This window comes from Pseudomonas sp. HTZ2 (genome assembly GCF_033173945.1).
Lineage (GTDB): Bacteria > Pseudomonadota > Gammaproteobacteria > Pseudomonadales > Pseudomonadaceae > Aquipseudomonas > Aquipseudomonas guariconensis.
Genome location: NZ_CP137332.1, coordinates 85,450 through 105,907, shown reverse-complemented (window position 1 = coordinate 105,907; position 20,458 = coordinate 85,450). Strand labels below are relative to the sequence as shown.

General features: G+C 64.0%; 18 protein-coding genes. 9 read left to right on the top strand and 9 right to left on the bottom strand.

What is annotated here, in order from left to right; genetic code table 11:
• The first annotated feature begins 73 nt into the window (after positions 1–73).
• Genes waaF through R6G97_RS00445 form a run of 7 tightly spaced genes read left to right on the top strand, consistent with a single transcriptional unit; the run spans position 74 to position 7,043 of the window.
• Positions 74–1,123: a lipopolysaccharide heptosyltransferase II gene (waaF, locus tag R6G97_RS00475; RefSeq protein WP_317847688.1), complete on the top strand. Its 1,050-nt coding sequence runs from the start codon at positions 74–76 to the stop codon at positions 1,121–1,123.
• Entirely contained in the window at positions 1,124–2,182 is a 1,059-nt protein-coding gene (gene waaC, locus R6G97_RS00470; protein WP_090346296.1) for a lipopolysaccharide heptosyltransferase I, read from the top strand.
• Positions 2,182–3,306 (top strand): glycosyltransferase family 4 protein, encoded by a 1,125-nt coding sequence (locus tag R6G97_RS00465; RefSeq protein WP_043212619.1) that lies wholly within the window; start codon positions 2,182–2,184, stop codon positions 3,304–3,306. Before waaC ends, R6G97_RS00465 begins: the two co-directional genes overlap by 1 nt.
• Positions 3,303–4,109 carry a lipopolysaccharide core heptose(I) kinase RfaP gene (gene rfaP, locus R6G97_RS00460; RefSeq protein ID WP_317847687.1) on the top strand — a complete coding sequence of 269 codons (807 nt, stop codon included), beginning with the start codon at positions 3,303–3,305 and terminating at the stop codon, positions 4,107–4,109. The genes R6G97_RS00465 and rfaP overlap by 4 nt, the downstream gene beginning before the upstream one ends.
• On the top strand, positions 4,109–4,852 hold the full coding sequence (locus R6G97_RS00455) for a lipopolysaccharide kinase InaA family protein (protein ID WP_043212623.1): 744 nt from the start codon (positions 4,109–4,111) through the stop codon (positions 4,850–4,852). The genes rfaP and R6G97_RS00455 overlap by 1 nt, the downstream gene beginning before the upstream one ends.
• Positions 4,849–5,601, top strand: coding sequence for a lipopolysaccharide kinase InaA family protein (locus R6G97_RS00450; protein WP_043212625.1), 753 nt, complete (start codon positions 4,849–4,851; stop codon positions 5,599–5,601). Before R6G97_RS00455 ends, R6G97_RS00450 begins: the two co-directional genes overlap by 4 nt.
• Entirely contained in the window at positions 5,601–7,043 is a 1,443-nt protein-coding gene (locus R6G97_RS00445) for a lipopolysaccharide kinase InaA family protein (RefSeq protein WP_317847686.1), read from the top strand. Before R6G97_RS00450 ends, R6G97_RS00445 begins: the two co-directional genes overlap by 1 nt.
• 90 nt (positions 7,044–7,133) lie before the next feature.
• Here R6G97_RS00445 and R6G97_RS00440 read toward each other — a convergent pair whose 3' ends face one another.
• The 7 genes from R6G97_RS00440 to R6G97_RS00410 all read right to left on the bottom strand — a co-directional run bounded on the left by R6G97_RS00440 (position 7,134) and on the right by R6G97_RS00410 (position 15,417).
• Positions 7,134–7,313, bottom strand: coding sequence for a hypothetical protein (locus R6G97_RS00440; RefSeq protein WP_317847685.1), 180 nt, complete (start codon positions 7,311–7,313; stop codon positions 7,134–7,136).
• Positions 7,310–8,422: a PepSY-associated TM helix domain-containing protein gene (locus R6G97_RS00435; RefSeq protein WP_317847684.1), complete on the bottom strand. Its 1,113-nt coding sequence runs from the start codon at positions 8,420–8,422 to the stop codon at positions 7,310–7,312. The genes R6G97_RS00440 and R6G97_RS00435 overlap by 4 nt, the downstream gene beginning before the upstream one ends.
• 83 nt (positions 8,423–8,505) lie before the next feature.
• Complete coding sequence (locus R6G97_RS00430; protein WP_317847683.1) at positions 8,506–10,938, bottom strand: TonB-dependent siderophore receptor; 2,433 nt, start codon at positions 10,936–10,938, stop codon at positions 8,506–8,508.
• A 161-nt stretch (positions 10,939–11,099) separates the two neighbouring features.
• Complete coding sequence (locus tag R6G97_RS00425) at positions 11,100–12,056, bottom strand: FecR domain-containing protein (RefSeq protein ID WP_043212635.1); 957 nt, start codon at positions 12,054–12,056, stop codon at positions 11,100–11,102.
• Positions 12,053–12,571, bottom strand: coding sequence for an RNA polymerase sigma factor (locus R6G97_RS00420; RefSeq protein WP_043212637.1), 519 nt, complete (start codon positions 12,569–12,571; stop codon positions 12,053–12,055). Before R6G97_RS00420 ends, R6G97_RS00425 begins: the two co-directional genes overlap by 4 nt.
• 198 nt (positions 12,572–12,769) lie before the next feature.
• Complete coding sequence (locus tag R6G97_RS00415) at positions 12,770–13,483, bottom strand: 3'-5' exonuclease (RefSeq protein ID WP_043212639.1); 714 nt, start codon at positions 13,481–13,483, stop codon at positions 12,770–12,772.
• The gene (locus R6G97_RS00410) at positions 13,480–15,417 is read right to left on the bottom strand and encodes a DUF294 nucleotidyltransferase-like domain-containing protein (protein WP_043212641.1); all 1,938 of its coding nucleotides are present in this window, start codon (positions 15,415–15,417) and stop codon (positions 13,480–13,482) included. Before R6G97_RS00410 ends, R6G97_RS00415 begins: the two co-directional genes overlap by 4 nt.
• Positions 15,418–15,631: 214 nt before the next feature.
• Here R6G97_RS00410 and R6G97_RS00405 point away from each other — a divergent pair, with 214 nt between their 5' ends.
• Entirely contained in the window at positions 15,632–16,081 is a 450-nt protein-coding gene (locus R6G97_RS00405; protein WP_232095199.1) for a response regulator, read from the top strand.
• Positions 16,082–16,114: 33 nt separating this feature from the next.
• Here the strand turns inward: R6G97_RS00405 and R6G97_RS00400 are convergent, their stop codons facing one another.
• A complete protein-coding gene (locus R6G97_RS00400; RefSeq protein WP_090346271.1) occupies positions 16,115–18,292 on the bottom strand; it encodes a malate synthase G in 2,178 nt (725 codons plus the stop codon).
• Positions 18,293–18,752: 460 nt separating this feature from the next.
• On the opposite strand from R6G97_RS00400, the gene R6G97_RS00395 reads away from it, so the two are divergent.
• Positions 18,753–19,271 (top strand): glycine cleavage system protein R, encoded by a 519-nt coding sequence (locus R6G97_RS00395; RefSeq protein WP_043212645.1) that lies wholly within the window; start codon positions 18,753–18,755, stop codon positions 19,269–19,271.
• Positions 19,272–19,509: 238 nt separating this feature from the next.
• Here R6G97_RS00395 and rarD read toward each other — a convergent pair whose 3' ends face one another.
• Complete coding sequence (gene rarD, locus R6G97_RS00390) at positions 19,510–20,397, bottom strand: EamA family transporter RarD (RefSeq protein WP_090346268.1); 888 nt, start codon at positions 20,395–20,397, stop codon at positions 19,510–19,512.
• Positions 20,398–20,458: the final 61 nt, after the last annotated feature.

Sequence of the window (20,458 nt, the reverse complement as noted above, 5' to 3'; positions counted from 1 at the left end):
CGCCACATAGCCTGAATATAAAGAGGGGAGGCCAGGCCAACGCTGAGCCTCCCCGAGCGTTTCTGGACTAAGCATGAGAATACTGATCATTGGGCCCAGCTGGGTCGGCGACATGGTGATGGCGCAGACCTTGTTCCAGTGCCTGAAACAGCAGCACCCCGAATGCGTGATCGACGTGCTGGCGCCCGAGTGGAGCCGGCCGATCCTCGAGCGCATGCCCGAGGTGCGCCAAGCCCTGAGCTTCCCGCTCGGCCATGGCGCGCTGGAGCTGGCCACGCGCCGGCGCATCGGCAAATCCCTGGCGGGTCAGTATGACCAGGCGATCCTCCTGCCTAACTCGCTGAAATCGGCATTGGTACCGTTTTTCGCTGGCATCCCCAAACGCACCGGCTGGCGCGGCGAAATGCGCTTCGGCCTGCTCAACGATGTGCGCAAGCTGGACAAAACCCGCTATCCGCTGATGATCGAGCGCTTCATGGCCCTGGCCTATGCGCCAGGGGCCGAGCTGCCACAGCCCTATCCACGCCCAAGCCTGCGGATCGAAGCGCAGAGCCGTGACGCCGCGCTGGCCAAGTTCGGCCTGGCGCTTGATCGACCGGTGCTGGCGCTGTGCCCTGGCGCCGAGTTCGGCGAGGCCAAGCGCTGGCCGGCCGAGCACTACGCCGAGGTCGCTGACGCGATGATCCGTCAGGGCTGGCAGGTGTGGCTGTTCGGCTCGAAGAACGACCACCTAGTGGGTGAGGCGATCCGGGATCGGCTGATTCCAGGGTTGCGCGAGGAGTCCTACAACCTTGCCGGGGACACGTCCCTGGCCGAGGCCATCGACCTGTTGTCCTGCGCCGATGCTGTAGTGTCCAACGACTCCGGGCTGATGCACGTGGCCGCCGCCTTGAATCGCCCGCTGGTGGCGGTCTACGGCTCCACCTCGCCGGGCTTCACCCCGCCTTTGGCCGAACAGGTTGAGATCGTGCGCCTGGGCATCGAATGCAGTCCTTGCTTCGATCGCACCTGCCGCTTCGGTCACTACAACTGCCTGCGTCTGCTCGAGCCCGGCAAAGTGATTGCCGCGCTCACGCACCTGGGCGGGCCGAACCTGATCGATGTCCTGGCCGAGGTCGACTAAGTGCGGGTCCTGATCATCAAGACATCTTCGCTGGGCGACGTGATCCACACGCTGCCTGCGGTCACCGACGCCGCGCACGCTCTTCCTGGTATCCGCTTCGACTGGGTGGTGGAGGAAGGTTTCGCCGAGATCCCCAGCTGGCACCCGGCGGTCGACCAGGTCATTCCGGTGGCCATCCGGCGCTGGCGCAAGAATCTCTGGCAGACGATCAAGAGCGGCGAATGGAAGGCGTTCAAGCAGCGTCTGCGCGCGCAAAAGTACGACTTGGTGATCGACGCCCAGGGGCTGGTCAAATCGGCCTGGCTGACGCGCTACGTGAAGGCGCCGGTGGCTGGGCTCGACCGCTACTCCGCGCGCGAAGGCTGGGCCAGCCGCTTCTATGACCGACGGTTGTCGGTCGCCGTCGGCCAGCATGCCGTGGAGCGGGTGCGTCAACTGTTCGCCCTGGCCCTGGCCTATGACCTGCCCGAAGGCATCGGCCGCTATGGCCTGGACCTGGATCGCCTGCAACTGCCGCCTGCCGCGCCATACGTGGTGTTCCTGCATGGCACCACCTGGGCCACCAAGCACTGGCCTGAGGCCTATTGGCGCGAACTGGCCGAGCGCCTTGGGCGGCGCAATCTGCAGGTTCGCCTGCCGTGGGGTAACCCGGCCGAGAAAGCCCGCGCCGAGCGTATCGCCCAGGGCTTGAAGAATTGCGAAGTCCTGCCCAAGTTGAACCTGGCAGGTGTCGCCCGCGTACTGGCGGCGGCCAAGGCCTGCGTGGCGGTGGATACCGGCTTGGGCCATTTGGCGGCGGCACTGGATGTGCCGACCATCTCCCTGTTCGGCCCAACCAACCCTGGCCTGACCGGCGCCTACGGGCGTGTGCAGGTCCATCAGGCCAGCGACTTCCCCTGCGCGCCCTGCCTGCAGAAGAAGTGCACCTACAAACCGAGCGCCGAGGACCTGCGCCGGTTCGATCTCAAACGCGAGTGGCCACTGTGCTTCACTCGCCTGAATCCCGAGCATGTGGCGAGCCGCTTGAGCGCGCTGCTGCTGGCTGAGGATGTTCGTTGATGCAACTGGCTTTCGTGCTTTACAAATATTTCCCCTTCGGCGGGCTGCAGCGCGATTTCATGCGCATTGCCTTGGAGTGCCAGAAGCGGGGCCACCAGATCCGTGTCTACACGTTGATCTGGGAAGGCGACATTCCGCCGGGCTTCGAGGTGCTGGTGGCGCCGGTCAAGGCACTGTTCAATCACCGCCGCAACGAGAAGCTCAGTGCCTGGATGGCCGCGGACTTGGCCAAGCGCCCAGTCGATCGCCTGATCGGTTTCAACAAGATGCCTGGGCTGGACGTCTACTACGCCGCCGACGGCTGCTTCGAGGACAAGGCCCAGACCCTGCGTGGCGGCCTGTACCGCCGCTGGGGCCGCTACCGGCATTTTGCCGAGTACGAGCGCGCCGTGTTCGCCAAGGACGCCCGCACCGAGGTGCTGATGATCTCCGAGGTGCAGCAGCCGCTGTTCATCAAGCACTACGGCACCCCGCTTGAGCGCTTCCACCTATTGCCGCCGGGGATTTCCCAGGACCGCCGCCGCCCGGCCGACGCCGAGGCGATCCGCGCGCAGTTTCGCAAGGAGTTCGGGCTGGGCGAGGACGATCTGCTGTTGGTGCAGATCGGCTCGGGCTTCAAGACCAAAGGCGTGGACCGCAGCCTCAAGGCGCTTGCAGCGTTACCCTCGGCGCTGCGCAAACGCACCCGGCTGATGGTCATCGGCCAGGACGATCCGAAGGTGTTCCAGTTGCAGAGCGCCACGCTGGGCCTGGGCGAGCAGGTGCAGTTCCTCAAGGGGCGCAGCGATATCCCGCGCTTCCTGCTCGGGGCCGATCTGCTGATCCACCCGGCCTATAACGAAAACACCGGCACCGTGCTGCTGGAGGCCCTGGTGGCCGGCTTGCCGGTGCTGGTTTCCCAAGTGTGCGGCTATGCCCATTACATTGCCGAGGCCGACAGCGGCCTGGTGCTGGACGAGCCGTTCGAGCAGGAGCAGCTCAACCGCTACCTGCAACGCATGCTCGAAGACGGCCAGGCGCGTGCCGCCTGGGCGCGCAACGGGCTGGCCTTCGCCGATACTGCGGACCTTTACAGCATGCCGCAGCACGCCGCCGACGTGATCCTCGGGCAGGAGCAGGCATGAAGCTGATACTGGCCGAGCCGTTCAAGCGCCTGTGGGCAGGGCGCGATCCCTTCGAGGCCGTGGAGGACCTGCAGGGCGAGGTGTTCCGTGAACTGGAAGGCCGCCGCACGCTGCGTACCGAGGTCGAGGGCGAGGGGTACTTCGTCAAGATCCACCGCGGCATCGGCTGGGGCGAGATCTTCAAGAACCTGTTCAGCGCCAAGCTGCCTGTCCTCGGCGCCGGCCAGGAGTGGCGCGCCATCCAGCGTCTACACCAAGCCGGCGTGCCGACCATGACCGCCGTGGCCTACGGCGAGCGCGGCAGCAACCCGGCGAGTCAGCATTCGTTCATCGTCACCGAAGAGCTGGCACCGACCATCAGCCTGGAAGACTTCAGCATCGACTGGGTCAAGCAACCGCCCCAGGCACGTCTGAAATGGGCCCTGATCGCCGAGGTGGCGAAGATGACCGGCGGCATGCACCGTGCCGGGGTCAATCACCGCGACTGCTACATCTGCCACTTCCTGCTGCACACCGATCGACCGGTGACGCCGGAAGATTTCAAGCTGTCGGTAATCGACCTGCACCGGGCCCAGACCCGTGACAAGATCACCCGCCGCTGGCGCGACAAGGACCTGGCTGCCTTGTATTTCTCGGCCCTGGACATCGGCCTGACGCGCCGCGACAAGCTGCGCTTCTTGCGTGGATACTTCCAGCGCCCGTTGCGCCAGGTGTTGGCCGATGAGGCCGCGCTGCTCGCCTGGCTCGAGCGCAAGGCGCAGAAACTCTACGATCGCAAGCAACGCTATGGGGATGCGCTCTGATGGCGGGTTGGACACTGGCACCAGGCTACGAAGGCCTGGCGGCGGATTTCGGCAGTCTCGATGCGGTGTTCGCCCTTCAAGGTGAACGCCTCACCCGTGACCCGCTCAGCGAAGTGGTGCGCATCGAGCGGGATGGGGTCAACTATTACGTCAAACGCTACACCGGTGCCGGCAAGGCCCTGCGTCGCTACGTCGGGCGGCCGCGCATCAAGGCCGAGTGGCAGAACCTCAAGCAATTTGCCAAATGGGGGATCCCCACCGCCGAAGTGGTGGCCTGGGGCCTGGAACGCAACGGCCTGGGTTTTGGCCGCGGTGCGATGATCACCCGCGAACTACCCAATACCGAGGATCTGTCCGCCCTGGCCGAACGCAAGGACCCGCGCCTGGCCGACCGCACCTGGGTCGACCATGTCAGCCGTCAACTGGCCAGGCATACCCGGGTCATGCACGATCACAACTTCGCCCACAACGATCTGAAGTGGCGCAACCTGCTGGTGGACGACAAGGCGACGCTGTTCTTCATTGACTGCCCGACCGGCGACTTCTGGCGCGGTTGCCGTGCCCTGATGTTGCGTCACCGCCTGATCAAGGACCTGGCGTGCCTGGACAAGGTCGCCAAATACCACCTGTCGGCAACCCAACGCCTGCGCTTTTACCTGCAGTACCGCGGTCACCAGCGCCTGGATTCCAGGGACAAGCGACGGATCCGTGAGGTGGTGAGCTTCTTCGAGGGAAGGGAATGACCGATTACCTGGCCAGTGCCGACGAGGCGTTGCTGCAACGTCACGGGCTAAATGACTTCGAGGCGCTGTGGGCGCTGCAGCTCGACGCCGTGGACGAGCCCAACACCGGCCGTGGCGGTTGGAGCAGCGTGTTTCGCCTGGAGCTCGAGGGCAAGGGCTTCTACCTCAAGCGCCAGAGCAACTACCTCACGCGGACCCTGCATCGGCCGTTTGGCGAGCCGACCTTCGCCCGTGAGTTCCGCAATATCAGCCGTTACCAAAAGCTCAGGATTCCCGCCTTGCAGGCGGTGTTCTATGGTGAACGCAAGGGCAACGGCCAGCACCGCGCCATTCTCATGACCCGAGCACTGGATGACTGGCGCGATCTGGATAGCCTGCTGGCCCAGTGGCCGCAACTGGCAGCCGGGCAGCGCGAGGGTATCCTCAAGGCTTGCGGCCAGCTGGCCCGCACCCTGCACGCGGCAGGCCAGGTGCACGGCTGTTTCTACCCCAAGCACATCTTCCTGCGTGAGCGTCGCGAAGGCTGGCAGGCCCAGTTGATCGACCTGGAGAAGACCCGTCCGCTGTTAATGGGCATGCGTGACCGGCTCAAGGACCTGGAACCCTTGCTGCGCCGTGCCCGCGTCTGGGGCGAGGCGGACGTACGCAGCCTGCTGGGGGCCTACCTCGAGCAGCCTGGCGACAGCAGCCTGGTCGATACTTGGTTGCAACGCTTGGTGCGTCGTCGCCGTGAAAAGGAGGCGCGTTGATGCGTTTGTCTGAACTCAAAAGCGCCGGGCGCAGCCCGTCGTTACCGCTGAGCGTGACGCTGGCCGATGCGGCCGGCAGCGCGGACCTGCAATTGCTCAGTCTGCTGCGCGTGCTGCCGGGGCAACGCTATGTCGGCGCCGGCATCTGGCGTGGCACGCCGGTGTTGGCCAAGCTGTTGGTCGGTGGCAATGCCGCCCGACACTTCCAGCGCGAACTCGAAGGTGTGAAGTTGCTTGCCGCACAAGGCCTGACGACACCCCAGCTGTTGGCAGATGGCCTGAAGGAAGGCGAAGGCGGCTGGTTGCTGTTCGAGTTACTCGAAGGCGCCCAGAGCTTGGGCGACGCCTGGGCAGCGGTGGAGAACCTGCCGGTGCTGGCCGACGAGCAGCAGCAGGTGCTGGGCGAAGCGCTCGCCGCTGTGGCGCACATGCACGCCAAGGGCCTGTGGCAAGAAGACCTGCACCTGGACAACCTGCTGCGTCATGGCGGTCAGCTGTACTTCATCGACGGGGGCGGCATCAAGGCCGAGACCCCGGGCCAGCAACTGTCGCGCCAGCGTGTGCTGGAAAACCTCGGCGTGTTCTTCGCCCAGTTGCCCAAGCGCCTGGAGCCTTTCATCGAAGAGCTGCTGGTCCATTACTTGTTGGCCAATGCCGAACATGCCCTGCCGTTGGAAGCCTTGCAGAAGCAGATCGACAAGGTGCGCAACTGGCGCTTGAAGGATTACCTGGAAAAGGCCGGGCGCGAGTGCACGCTGTTCAGCGTCGAGCGCAGCCTCTCGGGCCTGCGCGCGATTCGTCGCGCCGAAGTGCCGGCCATGCTGTCGGTGCTGCAGAACGCCGATGCGTTGATCGATGCGGGGCATCTGTACAAGACCGGCGGTGCAGCCAGCGTGGCGCGTATCGAAGTCGATGGCCGCACGTTGGTGCTCAAGCGCTACAACATCAAGAACACCGCTCACTGGTTCAAGCGCTTCTGGCGCCCCAGCCGCGCCTGGCACTCCTGGATCGAAGGGCACCGTCTCGAATTTCTCGACATCGCCACGCCGCGGCCGCTGGCGGTGCTGGAGCAGCGGGTCATGGGCCTGCGCAGCCGAGCCTTTTTGGTCACCGAGTATGCCGACGGGCCGGATCTGATCGAGTGTTTCCAGCCGTACGTCGAGAGCGGCGAGGCGCCTGAGGAACAGGTGCAGGCGTTGGTGCACCTGATGCAGCAGCTGATTCGCGAGCGCATCAGCCATGGCGATTTCAAAGGACACAATCTGTTCTGGCAGGACGGCCAGTGGTCGCTGATCGACCTGGATGCCATGTGCCAGCACGCCACCCAGCTCAGCTTCGCACCAGCCTATGCCCGTGACCGGGCGCGGATGTTGCGCAACTGGCCAAGCGGCAGCGCGTTGCACCAGCGGCTGGATGCGCTGTTGCCGCGCATCGATCAGTAGCCCGGACACCGCGCGGCCGACAGGCACGACAGGGCTCTGGGTGGCGACTCAGGCCCTGTCGGGGGACGACGGTGCCCAATTCCACGGTACTCAGGCGCGGCCGATCAGCCCTCGCAGCCCCAGCGCCGCGGGCACGCCCAATCCCACCCAGGACAACACGTCCCACCCGCCATCCCCCAATAACGCGGCAAACAGCCCTGCCGCGCCCAGAACGGCGATGAGCGCCGGCCAGGCGAAGATTCGCCGGGTCGATTGCGACCTGTGGCTCATGCCGTCACCTCCCGACCCTTGCGCTGCTTGGCCCACCACAGGTAAAGGCCGCTGCCCAGCACGATGATTGTCAGCACGTCGAGCACCGCCCAGAGGATCTGCATGGGACGCCCGCCGTAGTCGCCGAAATGCAGTGGCTGCGACAACCCCATGGCATCCATGTACCAAGGCCGATCACCGATGGCAGTGACTGATAGTGTGCGAGCGTCGATCAGCACCGGGGTCCACGTGTGGGAGGTCAGGTGGGTGGCGCCTTTCATGAACACCGCGTAGTGGTGCTCACTGGAAAAGCGCGTGCCGGGGAAGGCGATGAAGTCCGCCCGCATGCCAGGCGTCGCCTCGGCAGCGATGTCCAGCAGACGGCTGGCCGGTGCGCGCTCGGTGAGCGGTGGTGCGTCCCGGTAAGGGGCGACCATCGCTGCCAGGCTGTCGTTGCGCCAGGCGGCGATGACCACATCGGAGAGGGCGCTGATCACCCCGGTGACGCCGACCACCAAGGCCCAGGTCAGGGTGACGATGCCGATCAGGTTGTGCAGGTCGAGCCAGCGAAGGCGGTGCGAGCGATCATGGCGCACCGTGGCGAACCCCAGGCGGCGCATGAAGGGGGCGTAGAGCACGGTGCCGGAGATGATCGCCACCACGAACAACACCCCCATGAACGCCAGCAGCAGCTTGCCGGGCAGGCCGGCGAACATGTCTACATGCAGGCGTAGCAGGGTCATCATCAGCCCGCCGTTGGCCGCAGGCATCGCCACCGCTTCACCCGTGCGGGCGTCGAGCATGAAGGTGTGCGAGGCATCGGGTTCGGTGCCAGCGGTGGCAGCCGTTATGGCAACCACGCCGTCAGGTTCGTCCTCGTCGTAGCCGAAGTACTGCACCACCTCGCCAGGACGATGGGCCTGGGCCTTGAGCACCAGGTGCTGCAGGTCCAGGTGCGGCGTGCCCTCGGGCATCTGGCGCAGTTCGGGGGCATCGCCGAGCAGGTGCTCGAGTTCGTGGTGGAAGATCAGTGGCAGGCCGGTGAGGGCCAGCAGCATCAGGAACAGGGTGCAGACCAGGCTGGTCCAGGTGTGGATGAAGGACCAGCGGCGGATGGTTGAGCTTTTCATTTCATGTTGTTTCTCTGCGTCCGGAAAGACCAAAAGCCGTCTTCCGGGGACGGCTTGATCGATGAGCGAATGACGTCAGGCCATCACCATTTGTAGGTGGCACTGGCGACGACGCTGCGTTGGTCTCCGAAATAGCAGTAGTACGCATCGCAGGTGGAGATGTAGTCCTTGTTCAACAAGTTGGTGGCGTTGATGGCCACCGATGCGCCCTTCAGGCTGTTGTCGAGACGTCCCAGGTCGTAGTGCACGGCGGCATCGAACACGGTGTAGGCGTCGGCCTTGCCCAGGTAGGTGTTGGCCTGGTCGCCATAGGTATTGCCGGTGTAGCGCGCACCGGCACCGATACCGAAGCCATCGAGCACGCCGGTGTGCCAGGTGTAGTCGGCCCACAGCGAGGCTTGCTGGTTCGGCATCCGCTGCAGGCGATTGCCTTTGTAGAGGCCGTCCTGCACTTCGGATTTGGCCAGGGTATAGGCGGCGATCACCTTCAGGTTCTCGTTGACGTCGGAGACGGCCTCGAGCTCCAGACCACGGACTTTCACTTCGCCGGTCTGGCTGGTGACGGTCACGTTTGCGACAGTGTCGGTGACCGAGACGTTCTTCTGGGTCAGGTCATAGATCGCGGCGGAGAGCAGGGTGTTGGAACCAGGAGGTTGGTACTTGATGCCAAGTTCCCACTGCTGGCCTTCGGTCGGCTTGAACGACTCCGTGGCTTTAGGGCTTGGATCACTGGTCGGCTGGAAGGATTCGGCGTAGGACAGGTAGGGAACAAAGCCTGAGTCGAACACGTAGCTGATGGCGGCGTTGCCACTGAATTTCTTGTCGCGCTGGGTAGTGGTCGCGTCATTGTCGTTGAAGTACTTAGTGCCGGTGTGCACCCAGTCCTCACGCCCGCCAATGGTCAGGCGCCAGTTGTCCAGGGCCATCTGGTCCTGGACATACAGGCCCGTCTGGCGGGTTTTCTGGTTGTAGTCGTAATAGGCGTCGGCGCGGGGCGGGCGGGTGATCGGCAGCCCATACACCGGGTTGTTGACGTTGGTGTCGGGCACGTTGAAGCCGTAGATCGCCAGGTAGTTGGTGTTGGTGCGCTGGTGATCCAGGCCGATCAACAGGGTATGGCTGATGTCGCCGGTGTCGAAGTTGCCCTGGAAGTTGTTGTCGACGGCGAACTGGCTGATGTCCTCATCGACATTGGTGGACATGCGGCTGGTGTTGCCTTGGTTGTCCACCGGCGGGTTGGTGGGGTTGTAGCTGCTGACCGTAATCGTTTGGAAAGCCAGGTCCGACTTGGTGTAGCGCAGGTTCTGTCGGAACTGCCAGACATCGTTGAAGCGGTGCTCGAAGGCATAGCCCAAGGCGTAATAGGTGCGGTCGTAGAACTCGTAGTTTGGGTCGCCTAGGTTCTTGTGATGCGAGATCTTGCCGAACGGCATGTCGATCTTGGTGCCCTGGATCGGGCGGAACTGGCTCGTGACGCCGGTATCGTCGCGGGTGAACTGAGACAGAAAGGTCAGCGAAGTGTCTTCGTCGATGTTCCAGGTCAGGCTAGGGGCAATGTTGTAGCGCTTGTCGTCGATGTGGTCGATCTGGGTGCCGCCGTCGCGCAGCACCCCGCTCAGGCTGTACAGGAACTGACCCTGGTCATCGATCTTGCCGGTGCTGGCGAAGTTGATCTGTCGGTGGTTATCGCTGCCGTACTGCAGTTCGATTTCATGGGCGCTTTCGGCCTGCGGGCGGCGGCTGACCATGTCCAAGAGGCCGCCGGGTGGAGTCTGCCCGTAGAGCGAAGAGGACGGGCCGCGTAGCAGCGCCAGACGGTCCAGGTTCCAGGTCTCGGCTTTGGGGTTGGCGTAGACGCCACGAGGCAGTGGCAGTCCGTCGAGGAACTGGGTCGGCTCGAAGCCGCGCACGAGCATCCAGTCGTACCGTGTATCACTGCCGAAACTCGCCGAAACGATCCCTGGCATGTAGCGCACGGCATCGTCGAGGCTGTGCACGCTCCGGTCATTCATCTGCTGACGGGTCGCGACGGAGATGGAACGGGGGACTTCGACAAGTGCCGTATCGGTCTTGGTGCCTGCGGCGGTGCGGGTGGCGGTATAGCCTTCTACCGGGCCCCAGGCCGTCTCCAAGTCGCCGCTGGCATGGATGGCGGTTTCCGGAAGTGCCAGGGTGCCGTCGGGGGTGGCCACCAGGCTGTAGCTGCCGACGCTGCTTTGCTGCAGTTGCAAGCCTGTGCCGCGCAGCGCTGCATGCAGGGCGCCCAAGGCGTCGTACTGGCCGTTGACCCTGGCCGAGGTGCGGCCATCGACCAGCGCCGGATCCAATGCCAGAGCGATACCGGCCTGGCTGGCGATCTGGTTCAGGGTGCTGGCCAGCGGTGCGCTGGGCAGATCGTAGGTACGCAGAGCCGTCTGTTCGGCGGCCTGCACGGCAGGGCTGCCCAGCGGGATGGCCAGAGCAACGGCCAGGGCCATCAGGCTAGGGCGCAGGAAAGAATCTACGGCACGGGACATGCAGCGGCTCCTCGACGAATAAGTGCTGATTGCTTCCTTGCCGAGCGAGATGTGAAAAGTGACAGAGGGTGATGGAAAAAATGCGCAAGGGGACTGGGGCTGTTTCGCAGCCCCTCGCAGGCTTGGCCAGTTCCCACGCAGGGAGACTGAGTGTCGTGAGTCTATTTGGCGGTGACGGTCACCCACCACGGCGTATGCAGCTCGATCTTCACCGGTAACGCCGGGGTGAGCGATGCCAGGGCCAGGTCGGTGTCGGTCAGCGGGAAGCTGCCGCTCACACGCAGATCGGCCACTTCGGCGGCAACCCCCAGGTGGCCGTTGCGGTAGTGGGCGAGCGTGGCGACCAGATCGGCCAGGCGTACGTTGTCCACGACCAGCATGCCGCGGGTCCAGGCATCGGCACCGACCGCGACGGGGTCGACCTGGCCAAGACCGTCGGCGGTCATCAGTACCTGCTGGCCTTCGCGCAGGACCTGCTCATCGCTGCTGTTCAGTGGCCTGGCCGCTACCTGGGACTTGAGCACCTCCAGGCGGGTGCCGTCGCCTTCGCGCTTGACCAGAAATCGCGTTCCCAGCGGTCGCAGGCGGCCATCATCGGTACGCACCAGCAACGGACGGGCATCCCTATGGCCGGTTTCGACGGAAATCTCGCCTTGGTGCAGGACGATGACCCGCTGCGTGCCGGTAAAGTCGATGTCTACCGCAGTGCTGGTATTGAGGCTCAGCACGGTGCCGTCTTCGAGGCGCAGGGTGCGCAGCTCGCCGGTGCCGGTGCGCTGGTCGGCCAGCCAGTAGCCCGGCGACAACGAAGGTGCACCAACACCGATCAGCAGTGCGCCTACCAGCAGCAAACCAGCCAGGCCGCCACCGAACCTGCCCAGCCGCTGGCGCAAACTTGCTCGCGATTGCACCAGGGCTTTGCGTGCCGGGCCTGCCGCGGCACTGACGCGCTGATCGAGCATGCCCAGTTGCTGCCAGGCACGGGCATGTTCCTCACTGGCGGCATGCCAGCGCATGAACTCGATGCGTTCATCTGCGGTGCCGTCGCCGCCATCGAGGCTCAATTTCCAGGCAATGGCGGCGTCCAGCACTTTGGCCGATACGGGCTTGGTGTTCACGTCGGCTCTCCATAGAGCGCCACGTAGCACTGGCGCATGCCTTGAGCGATGTACTGGCGCACCCGTGAGACCGACACGCCCAAGCGCTCGGCGATTTCGGCATGGCCCATGCCATCGAGGCGATTGTGCAGGAAGGCCGCCCGCGCCTTGCTCGACAGCTTGCCCAGGAGCCGGTCGATGGCCTTGAGGTCTTCGAGGATCAGGTGCTGGATTTCTGGGGAAGGCTGCTCGGCCTCGGGCCGGCTGGCCAGCTCGGTCAGGTAGGCCTGCTCCAGAGCCGCACGGCGGAAGTGGTCGAACAGCAGGCCCTTGGCCACGGCGACCAGAAAGGCACGGGGCTCGCGCGGAACGTCGAGCTGCTCGCGACCGAGCAGGCGCACGAAGGTGTCCTGGCTCAGGTCTTCGGCACGCTGGCGGCAGGCTGTGCTGCGTTGCAGCCAGGCCAGCAGCCAGGTGCGATGGTCGCGGTACAGCGTACCGACCAGCTGGGCATGTGGGCTCTGCGCAGACGACAAGAAGCGTCCCCCGAAAAGAATGCGTTAACTAACGATAATTATTCGCGATTGTGGCAGAGCGGAGGTGCCCGGTGCAATTGACGCTGATCGGATTGTGAAGGCGGGTTTGCCTCCACACAGGAGGTCAGGCTCCCCTGGGGCCTGCGAGCCAAGGGAGCGGGTCCATCCGCGCACGAGCAGACGCGAGCGATGTAGGGGCTACAAGCTGTATTGCTGGGTCTTGCGCCGGCGCCACTGCTGCAGACGCAGGTTCAGCTGCAGGGGGCTGTCGAGCTGCTGGCGGCGGGCCTGGCTGAGCAGGATGAGGGCCAGTTCGGCTGTGACCAGGGCATCGGCGCTGGCGTGATGGCGTTCTTCTGCCTGCAGGCCGAAGCGGGCGATCCAATCGTCCAGGCTGGCTTCGCGCAGCACGGTATCGGGGTTGAGCATCGGGGCCATGTCGGCCACATCGAAGAAGTGATGCTGCAGACGATAGCCGAGGCTGTCCTTCAGGGCGCGAGCCAGCATGCGCTGGTCGAAGGGGGCGTGAAACGCCAGCACGGGACTGTCGCCAATGAATTCCAGCAAGTCGAGCAGTGCAGTGGCCGGGTCGCAGCCAGCGGCCAGGGCGCTGGGGCCCAGGCCATGAATCAGGACGCTGGGGTTGGTCTTCTGCGCCGGGCGGTGCAGGGTGCGCTCGAACTGTTGGCGGAAATCGATGGCGCCATCCTCGATGGCGACCGCGCCGATCGACAGCACCTGGTCACGGTTGACGTTCAGCCCGCTGGTCTCCAGGTCCAGCACCACCCAGCGCTGCTCGCGCAACGACAGCACGCCCAGTGTCGGCGCGGTCTTGGGTAGACGCGCAATGCGCTGGCACAAGTCGGCGTCCAGCGACGGCTGGGTCGGTCGCAGCCAGGCGAACAAGCTCATAACTGATACCGCAGGGCCAGGCTGCTTTGCAGGCGCTGAGCCTGGCGCAGGGACTCACGCAGGATGCGTCGGTCCAAGTGGTTAAGGCTGTCCGGGTCGAGCCGGTTGGAGTAGGGCAGGTTGTCACGGCTTTGGCGCTGGTGCTGCTGCATGCGGGTCTGCTGGATGAAGTGGTAGGCCTCCTCGTAGGCGGCGCCATCCAGTGGCTCGATTATGCCCCGGGCTACCAGGTGGCGCAGACGTTCCAGGGTATTGCAGGCCTTGATGCCATTGGCCAGCGCCAGCAGGCGTGCGCCATCGACGAAGGGGGTCAGTCCCTGGACCTTGAGGTCGAGGGTCGCGGCCTTGTCGTTGCCCTGACGGGTCAGCACGAACTCGCGCAGGCGGCCTACCGGCGGGCGTTGGCGCAGGGCGTTGTCGGCCATCATGCGCTGGAAGATACGGTTGTCGGCGACCTGCTCGAGAATACCGCGGCGCAGTTGTTCGCAGCCCTGTTCGTCGCCCCAGACCACCCGCAGGTCGAAATAGATGCTCGAACCCAGCAGGTTTTCGGGGCTGGCCTCACGGATGAAACCGGCGAAGCGGCGCGCCCATTCGCTGCGCGACAGGCACAACTCGGGATTGCCGGCCATGACATTGCCTTTGCACAGGGTGAAGCCGCACTGGGCCAGGCACTGATTGATGTACTGGGCAAGTGGCAGCAGTCGGGCGCGAATCGCCTCGGCCTCGGCGGCGTCATTGGCTTCGAAGAGAATGCCGTTGTCCTGGTCGGTGTGCAGGGTCTGCTCGCGGCGGCCTTCGCTGCCAAAGCACAGCCAGCTGAACGGCACGCCCGGATCGCCGCGCTCGGCCAGGGCCAGCTCGATTACCCGGCACACGGTATGGTCGTTGAGCAGGGTAATGATCTGGGTGATCTGCGTCGAAGAGGCGCCGTGGGCAAGCATGCGTTCGACCAGTTGGCCGATCTCGCCGCGCAGCGATACCAGGTTCTCCAGGCGTGGGGCGTGGCGAATGGTGCGGGCCAGGTGCACCAGGTCGACCCGTTGCAAGGAGAACAGGTCCCGCTCGGACACTACGCCGCACAAGCGTTGGTTATCCACCAGGCAGACGTGGGCGATATGCCGTTCGGTCATGGCCATGGCGGCGTCGAAGGCGCTGGCCTGGGGGCTGAGGTAGAACGGCTGGGCGGTCATGTAGCGCTCGATCGGCGCGGTCAGTTCGGCGCTGGCGTCGGCCACTACCTGGCGCAGGTCGCGCAGGGTGAAGATGCCGAGGGGGAAGCGCTGTGGATCGACGATGACGATGCTGCCGACCTGCTGTTCGTGCATCAGCCCCACGGCTTCGCGCAAAGGGGTGTCCGGTGTGCACACCACCGGGTGACGCATGGCCAGCTCGCCTAGCGGCGTATTGAGGGAATACTGGGTCCCCAGGGTTTCCACGGCGCGCTGGCGTACTTGCTGGTTGACCTGGTCGAGCAGGCTGCTGACGCCACGCAAGGCGAAATCGCGAAATGGCTCGGACAACGAGAACACGCGGATGAACGCGCTCTTGTCCAGTTGCAGGCAGAAGGTGTCCTCACCGGCCAGGTGCTCGGTGCGCGTGGCCCGCTCGCCCAGCAGCGCTGCCAGGGGAAAGCACTCGCCGCTGGCGATCTCGAAGGTGGTTTCCATGCCCGGCTTGGTGACGTGCTGGCGCTCGCCGACCACTCGGCCTTGCTTGACGATGTAGAAGTGTTCGACCGGGCCGTCGGCCGGTTTGATGATGCTCTCGCCGCTGGCGTAGAAGCGCAGCTGGCATTGCTCCACCAGGTAAGCCAGGTGGCTGGGCTCCATCTGATTGAACGGCGGGAAGCGCTGCAGGAACTGCAGGGTACCCTGGATGTTCTGCAGCACTGCCGTTCTGCCGGCCTGGCTGTAGGCGTCCTTCTTGCTCATGGAACTGACCGCATTTAGGGGGCACTAGGCGCAGGCCCTGTTGTTCTAAGGCTCCATGGTCGGCCGCTGGCCTTGCGGTGCCCATTGGACGTAAGTCTATAAGGCACGGCACGCCCCGCCTGGCAGGCGCCTGGGTGTCAAATAGACGACGAAAGGTGCCTTGCATAGCGTTGTTTTGCGGTCTGAACTCTTAGAACGGGATTTTTTTGACGAGATGAACATGGCCGAGCATGACGACATCCTCAGTGACGACGAGCGCGAGGCATTGGCCACGCTGACCGCTCCGGCTGCGCCTGCGCAACGGGTGCTGGTCGTGGACGATGATGTCGCGAACCGTGAAGCGTTGTGTCTTTACCTCAAGTCCAAGGGAATCGACTGCATCACTGCTGACGGTGCCCAGGCGGCGCTGAGCCTGCTCAAGCGTAGGGCCAACATCGGCCTGATGATCACCGACCTGCGCATGGAGCCCAAGGACGGGCTGGAACTGATTCGGCAGGTGCGTGAATCGCAGTGCGCGGCGCTTTCGATCATCGTGGTGTCGGGCGACACCGATGTGAAGGAGGCGGTGGACGTGATGCACCTTGGGGTGGTGGATTTCCTGCTCAAGCCAGTGGACCTGGACAGGTTGCTGGAGCTGGTGAGAAAGGAACTGGGAATCGAATAAAGCATTGGGGCCGCAGAGCGGCCCCAAAAGGTTTTACAGCCCGTTGCGTGCCTTGAACTCGCGGCGACGACGGTGCAGCACTGGCTCGGTGTAGCCGTTCGGCTGCTTGGCGCCTTCGATGACCAGCTCGATAGCGGCCTGGAACGCGATGTTGTCATCGAAGTTCGGTGCCATCGGGCGGTACAGGGCGTCGCCGGCGTTCTGCTTGTCGACCACCGCCGCCATGCGCTTGAGGCTTTCCAGAATCTGCTCCTGGCTGACGATGCCATGGCGCAGCCAGTTGGCCAGCAGCTGGGCGGAGATACGCAGGGTGGCGCGGTCTTCCATCAGACCGACATCGTTGATGTCCGGCACCTTGGAGCAGCCTACGCCCTGGTCGATCCAGCGGACCACGTAACCCAGGATGCCCTGGGCATTGTTGTCCAGCTCGTTGCGGATTTCTTCTTCCGACCAGTTGGTGTCGGTCGCCAGCGGAATGGTCAGGATGTCGTCCACCGAAGCCGGTGTGCGCTTGGCCAGCTCGCGCTGACGCTCCTGCACGTTGACCTTGTGGTAGTGCAGGGCGTGCAGGGTGGCGGCGGTCGGCGACGGTACCCAGGCGGTGTTGGCGCCGGCCAGTGGGTGAGCGATCTTCTGCTCAAGCATGGCGGCCATCAGGTCCGGCATGGCCCACATGCCCTTGCCGATCTGGGCGCGACCTTGCAAACCGGTGGCCAAGCCGATGTCGACGTTGTTGTTTTCGTAGGCGCCGATCCACTTCTCGTTCTTCATGGCGCCTTTGCGCACCACGGCACCGGCTTCCATGGAGGTGTGGATTTCATCACCGGTACGGTCGAGGAAGCCGGTGTTGATGAATACCACACGCTCGGCGGCAGCCTTGATGCAGGATTTGAGGTTGACCGTGGTACGGCGCTCCTCGTCCATGATGCCGACTTTGACGGTGTTGCGCTTCATGCCCAGCAGGTCTTCGACGCGGCTGAAGATCTCGGCGGCGAAGGCCACTTCCTCCGGACCGTGCATCTTCGGCTTGACGATGTAGACGCTGCCGGTGCGGGTGTTCTTGCGGGTGGTATTGCCCTTGAGGTTGTGCAGGGCGATCAGGTTGGTGAACAGACCGTCCTGGATACCTTCGGGAATCTCGTTGCCTTGGGCGTCGAGGATCGCAGGGTTGGTCATCAAGTGACCGACGTTGCGCACGAACAGCAGCGAACGACCGTGCAGGGTGACGGTGCCACCGGCGGCTGCGGTGTACTCACGGTCAGGGTTCATGGTGCGGGTGAAGGTCTTGCCGCCTTTGGTCACGCTTTCGGACAGGTCGCCTTTCATCAGGCCCAGCCAGTTGCGATAGACCACGACCTTGTCGTCGGCATCGACCGCGGCGACGGAGTCTTCGCAGTCCATGATGGTGGTCAGAGCCGATTCCATCAGGATGTCCTTCACGCCGGCTGCGTCGGTGCTGCCGACCGGGGTGCTGGCATCGAACTGGATTTCGAAGTGCAGGCCGTTGTGCTTGAGCAAGATGGCGGTCGGGGCGCTGGCATCACCACGGAAACCGATCAGCTGAGCGTCATCGCGTAGGCCGCTGTTGCTGCCGCCCTTGAGGGCGACGATCAGCTTGCCACCGTCGATGCGATAGCCGGTGGAGTCGACGTGGGAGCCGGCCGCCAGGGGCGCGGCTTCGTCGAGGAAGGCGCGACCGAAGGCAATGACCTTGTTGCCGCGGACCGGGTTGTAGCCTTGGCCTTTCTCGGCACCGCCTTCGTCGCTGATGGCGTCGGTGCCATAGAGCGCGTCGTACAACGAACCCCAACGAGCGTTGGCGGCGTTGAGGGCGAAGCGGGCATTCATTACCGGCACGACCAGCTGTGGGCCGGCCATGTGGGCGATTTCTTCGTCCACGTTCTCGGTGGTGGCCTGGAAATCGTCGGCTTGTGGCAGCAGGTAGCCGATTTCCTGGAGGAAGCTCTTGTAGGCCACGGCGTCATGGGCCTGGCCTTTGCGTGCCTGGTGCCAGGCATCGATCTTGGCTTGCAGTTCGTCGCGCTTGGCGAGCAGGGCTTTGTTCTTTGGAGCGAGGTCATTGATGATCTTTTCCGCACCGGCCCAGAACTGCTCGGCGACGATGCCGGTCCCTGGAATGGCTTCGTCGTTGACGAAGTCGTACAGGACCTTGGCGACCTGAAGGCCACCGACTTGAACGTATCCAGTCATTGCTTGCCTCACTCTGCTCAGCTATTTCGCTCTTCTGTATTAAGCCTGTAGCGCTTCTCTAAACACGGCACCAGTACTTGCCCTCGTCTGAGCGCGGCTGGGTGCGGCTCGCCAGACGGGCTGGCGGGCGGGTTGCGTATTTTCACAGGCGCCTTGGCAGACATCCAAACGACGTTTTGTAGTCCGCACCGAGGCATACTACATGAGGCAGTAGGCTGGTGAACATCAGACTAAAAGCGTCGTTGTGCGACCAATCGGTCGCGTATGGTCACGCTGGGAGAGGATATGTTCGCAAAAAACAGGTGGATTGTTCCAGATAAATCTTGAAACAGTACACGATTCGTTGTGCGAACCGCCCTGCGGCAGGTTGCCGCGCCTTGCCTATACTGAGGCGATGCCCCCGTATTTCGCCGCGTGCAGCGGTGTCCTAGACCTAACAGCAGAGCTCAGGAGCGGCCCCGTGGACCATCTCGTACTGACAGTGATCGCCCCCGATAAAGCCGGGCAGGTCGAGCGTATCGCTCAATGCATCGCCGAGCATAACGGTAACTGGCTGGAGAGTCGCATGTCGCGGATGGCCGGGCAGTTTGCCGGGATCTTGCGTGTGGCGGTGCCGGCCGAGTCCTATGACGACTTGGTGGAGGCCCTGCAAAAGCTTTCCAGCCACGACATTCGCGTGCTGATCGCCGAGAGCGGTATCGAGCCTTCCTGCACCTGGAAACCGATCGCCATGGAGCTGGTGGGCAACGACCGGCCCGGGATCGTGCGCGATATCACCCGGTTGCTGGCCGAGCAGGGCGTGAATCTGGAGCGCTTCACGACCGAGGTGCGCCCGGCGCCGATGAGCAGCGAGCCGCTGTTTTGTGCCGATGCATTGTTGGCGCTGCCGCTGACGTTATCCCTGGATGACCTGCAACGGCGGCTGGAGAGCCTGGCGGATGATCTGATGGTCGAGCTGAAGTTGCGGCCCGAAGAGTGAATGCTGGCGGGTAATCCCGTGGAAGGGTTATCCCAGATTCGTGGGGGCGGCGCTGTGGATAACCTGGGGGTGCACCGCTGTAGCCCAGGCTTGTCAGGGCTTCCGGCGCTTTGAGCAAAAAATGTCCAGGTTTCAGTGCGTTGTGCACAAAGCGCGGGGACGAGGGTGTGGATAACCTTTGGAGACATCGCTGCAGGCCACGTCGTACGTGGCTTGCAGCGGGTTGTTCGTTTTTTGATCAGGCGCGTTTGCGCAGGCTCAGCCAGGCATCCACGCTGTAAAGGGCCAGGCCTGCCCAGATGAAGACGAACGCCAGCAGGGTGCTGGACGACAGGTGTTCACCGAACAGCAGTACCGCCTGCAGCAGAACCAGAGTCGGCGCCAGGTACTGCAGGAAGCCCAGGGTGGTGTAGGGCAGGTGACGTGCGGCGGCGTTGAAGCACACCAGCGGAACCAGGGTGACCGGCCCGGCTGCCATCAGCCAGAGGGCTTCGCTGCTGGTGTAGAAGCTGGCATGGGCGCTGGTCGCCTCTGGATTGAGGAGCAGCCAACCGGCGGCCAGGGGGACCAGCATCCAGGTTTCCACCACCAGGCCAGGCAGGGCTGCGACCGGTGCCTGTTTGCGGATCAGGCCATAGAAGCCGAACGACAACGCCAGCACCAGCGACACCCACGGCAGGCTGCCGACTTGCCACACTTGCTGGGCCACACCCACCGCCGCCAGGCCCACTGCCAGCCATTGCAGGCGACGCAGGCGCTCGCCGAGCAACAACATGCCCAGCAGGACGTTCACCAAGGGGTTGATGTAGTAACCCAGGCTGGCTTCGAGCATGCGTCCGTTGTTCACCGACCACACATAGGTCAGCCAGTTGCCGGCGATCAACGCCCCGCTCAGGGCCAGGATGCCCAGGCGGCGCGGGTTTTCACGCAGTTCGCGCCACCAGCCCGGGTGCTTCCAGACCAGCAGCAGGAGCGAGCCGAACAGCGCCGACCAGAGTACGCGGTGGACGATGATTTCCACCGCCGGGACGCTCTGGATGGCTTTGAAGTACAGGGGGAACAGGCCCCAGATGATGTAGGCGCTCAGGCCCAGGATGTACCCGCGGCGCGGGTTGGCGGCGTGCATGGAGAGTCCTTGCTTAGGTAACTAAATACTGCACGCCTATTGTAGACAGACCACCTGTCGC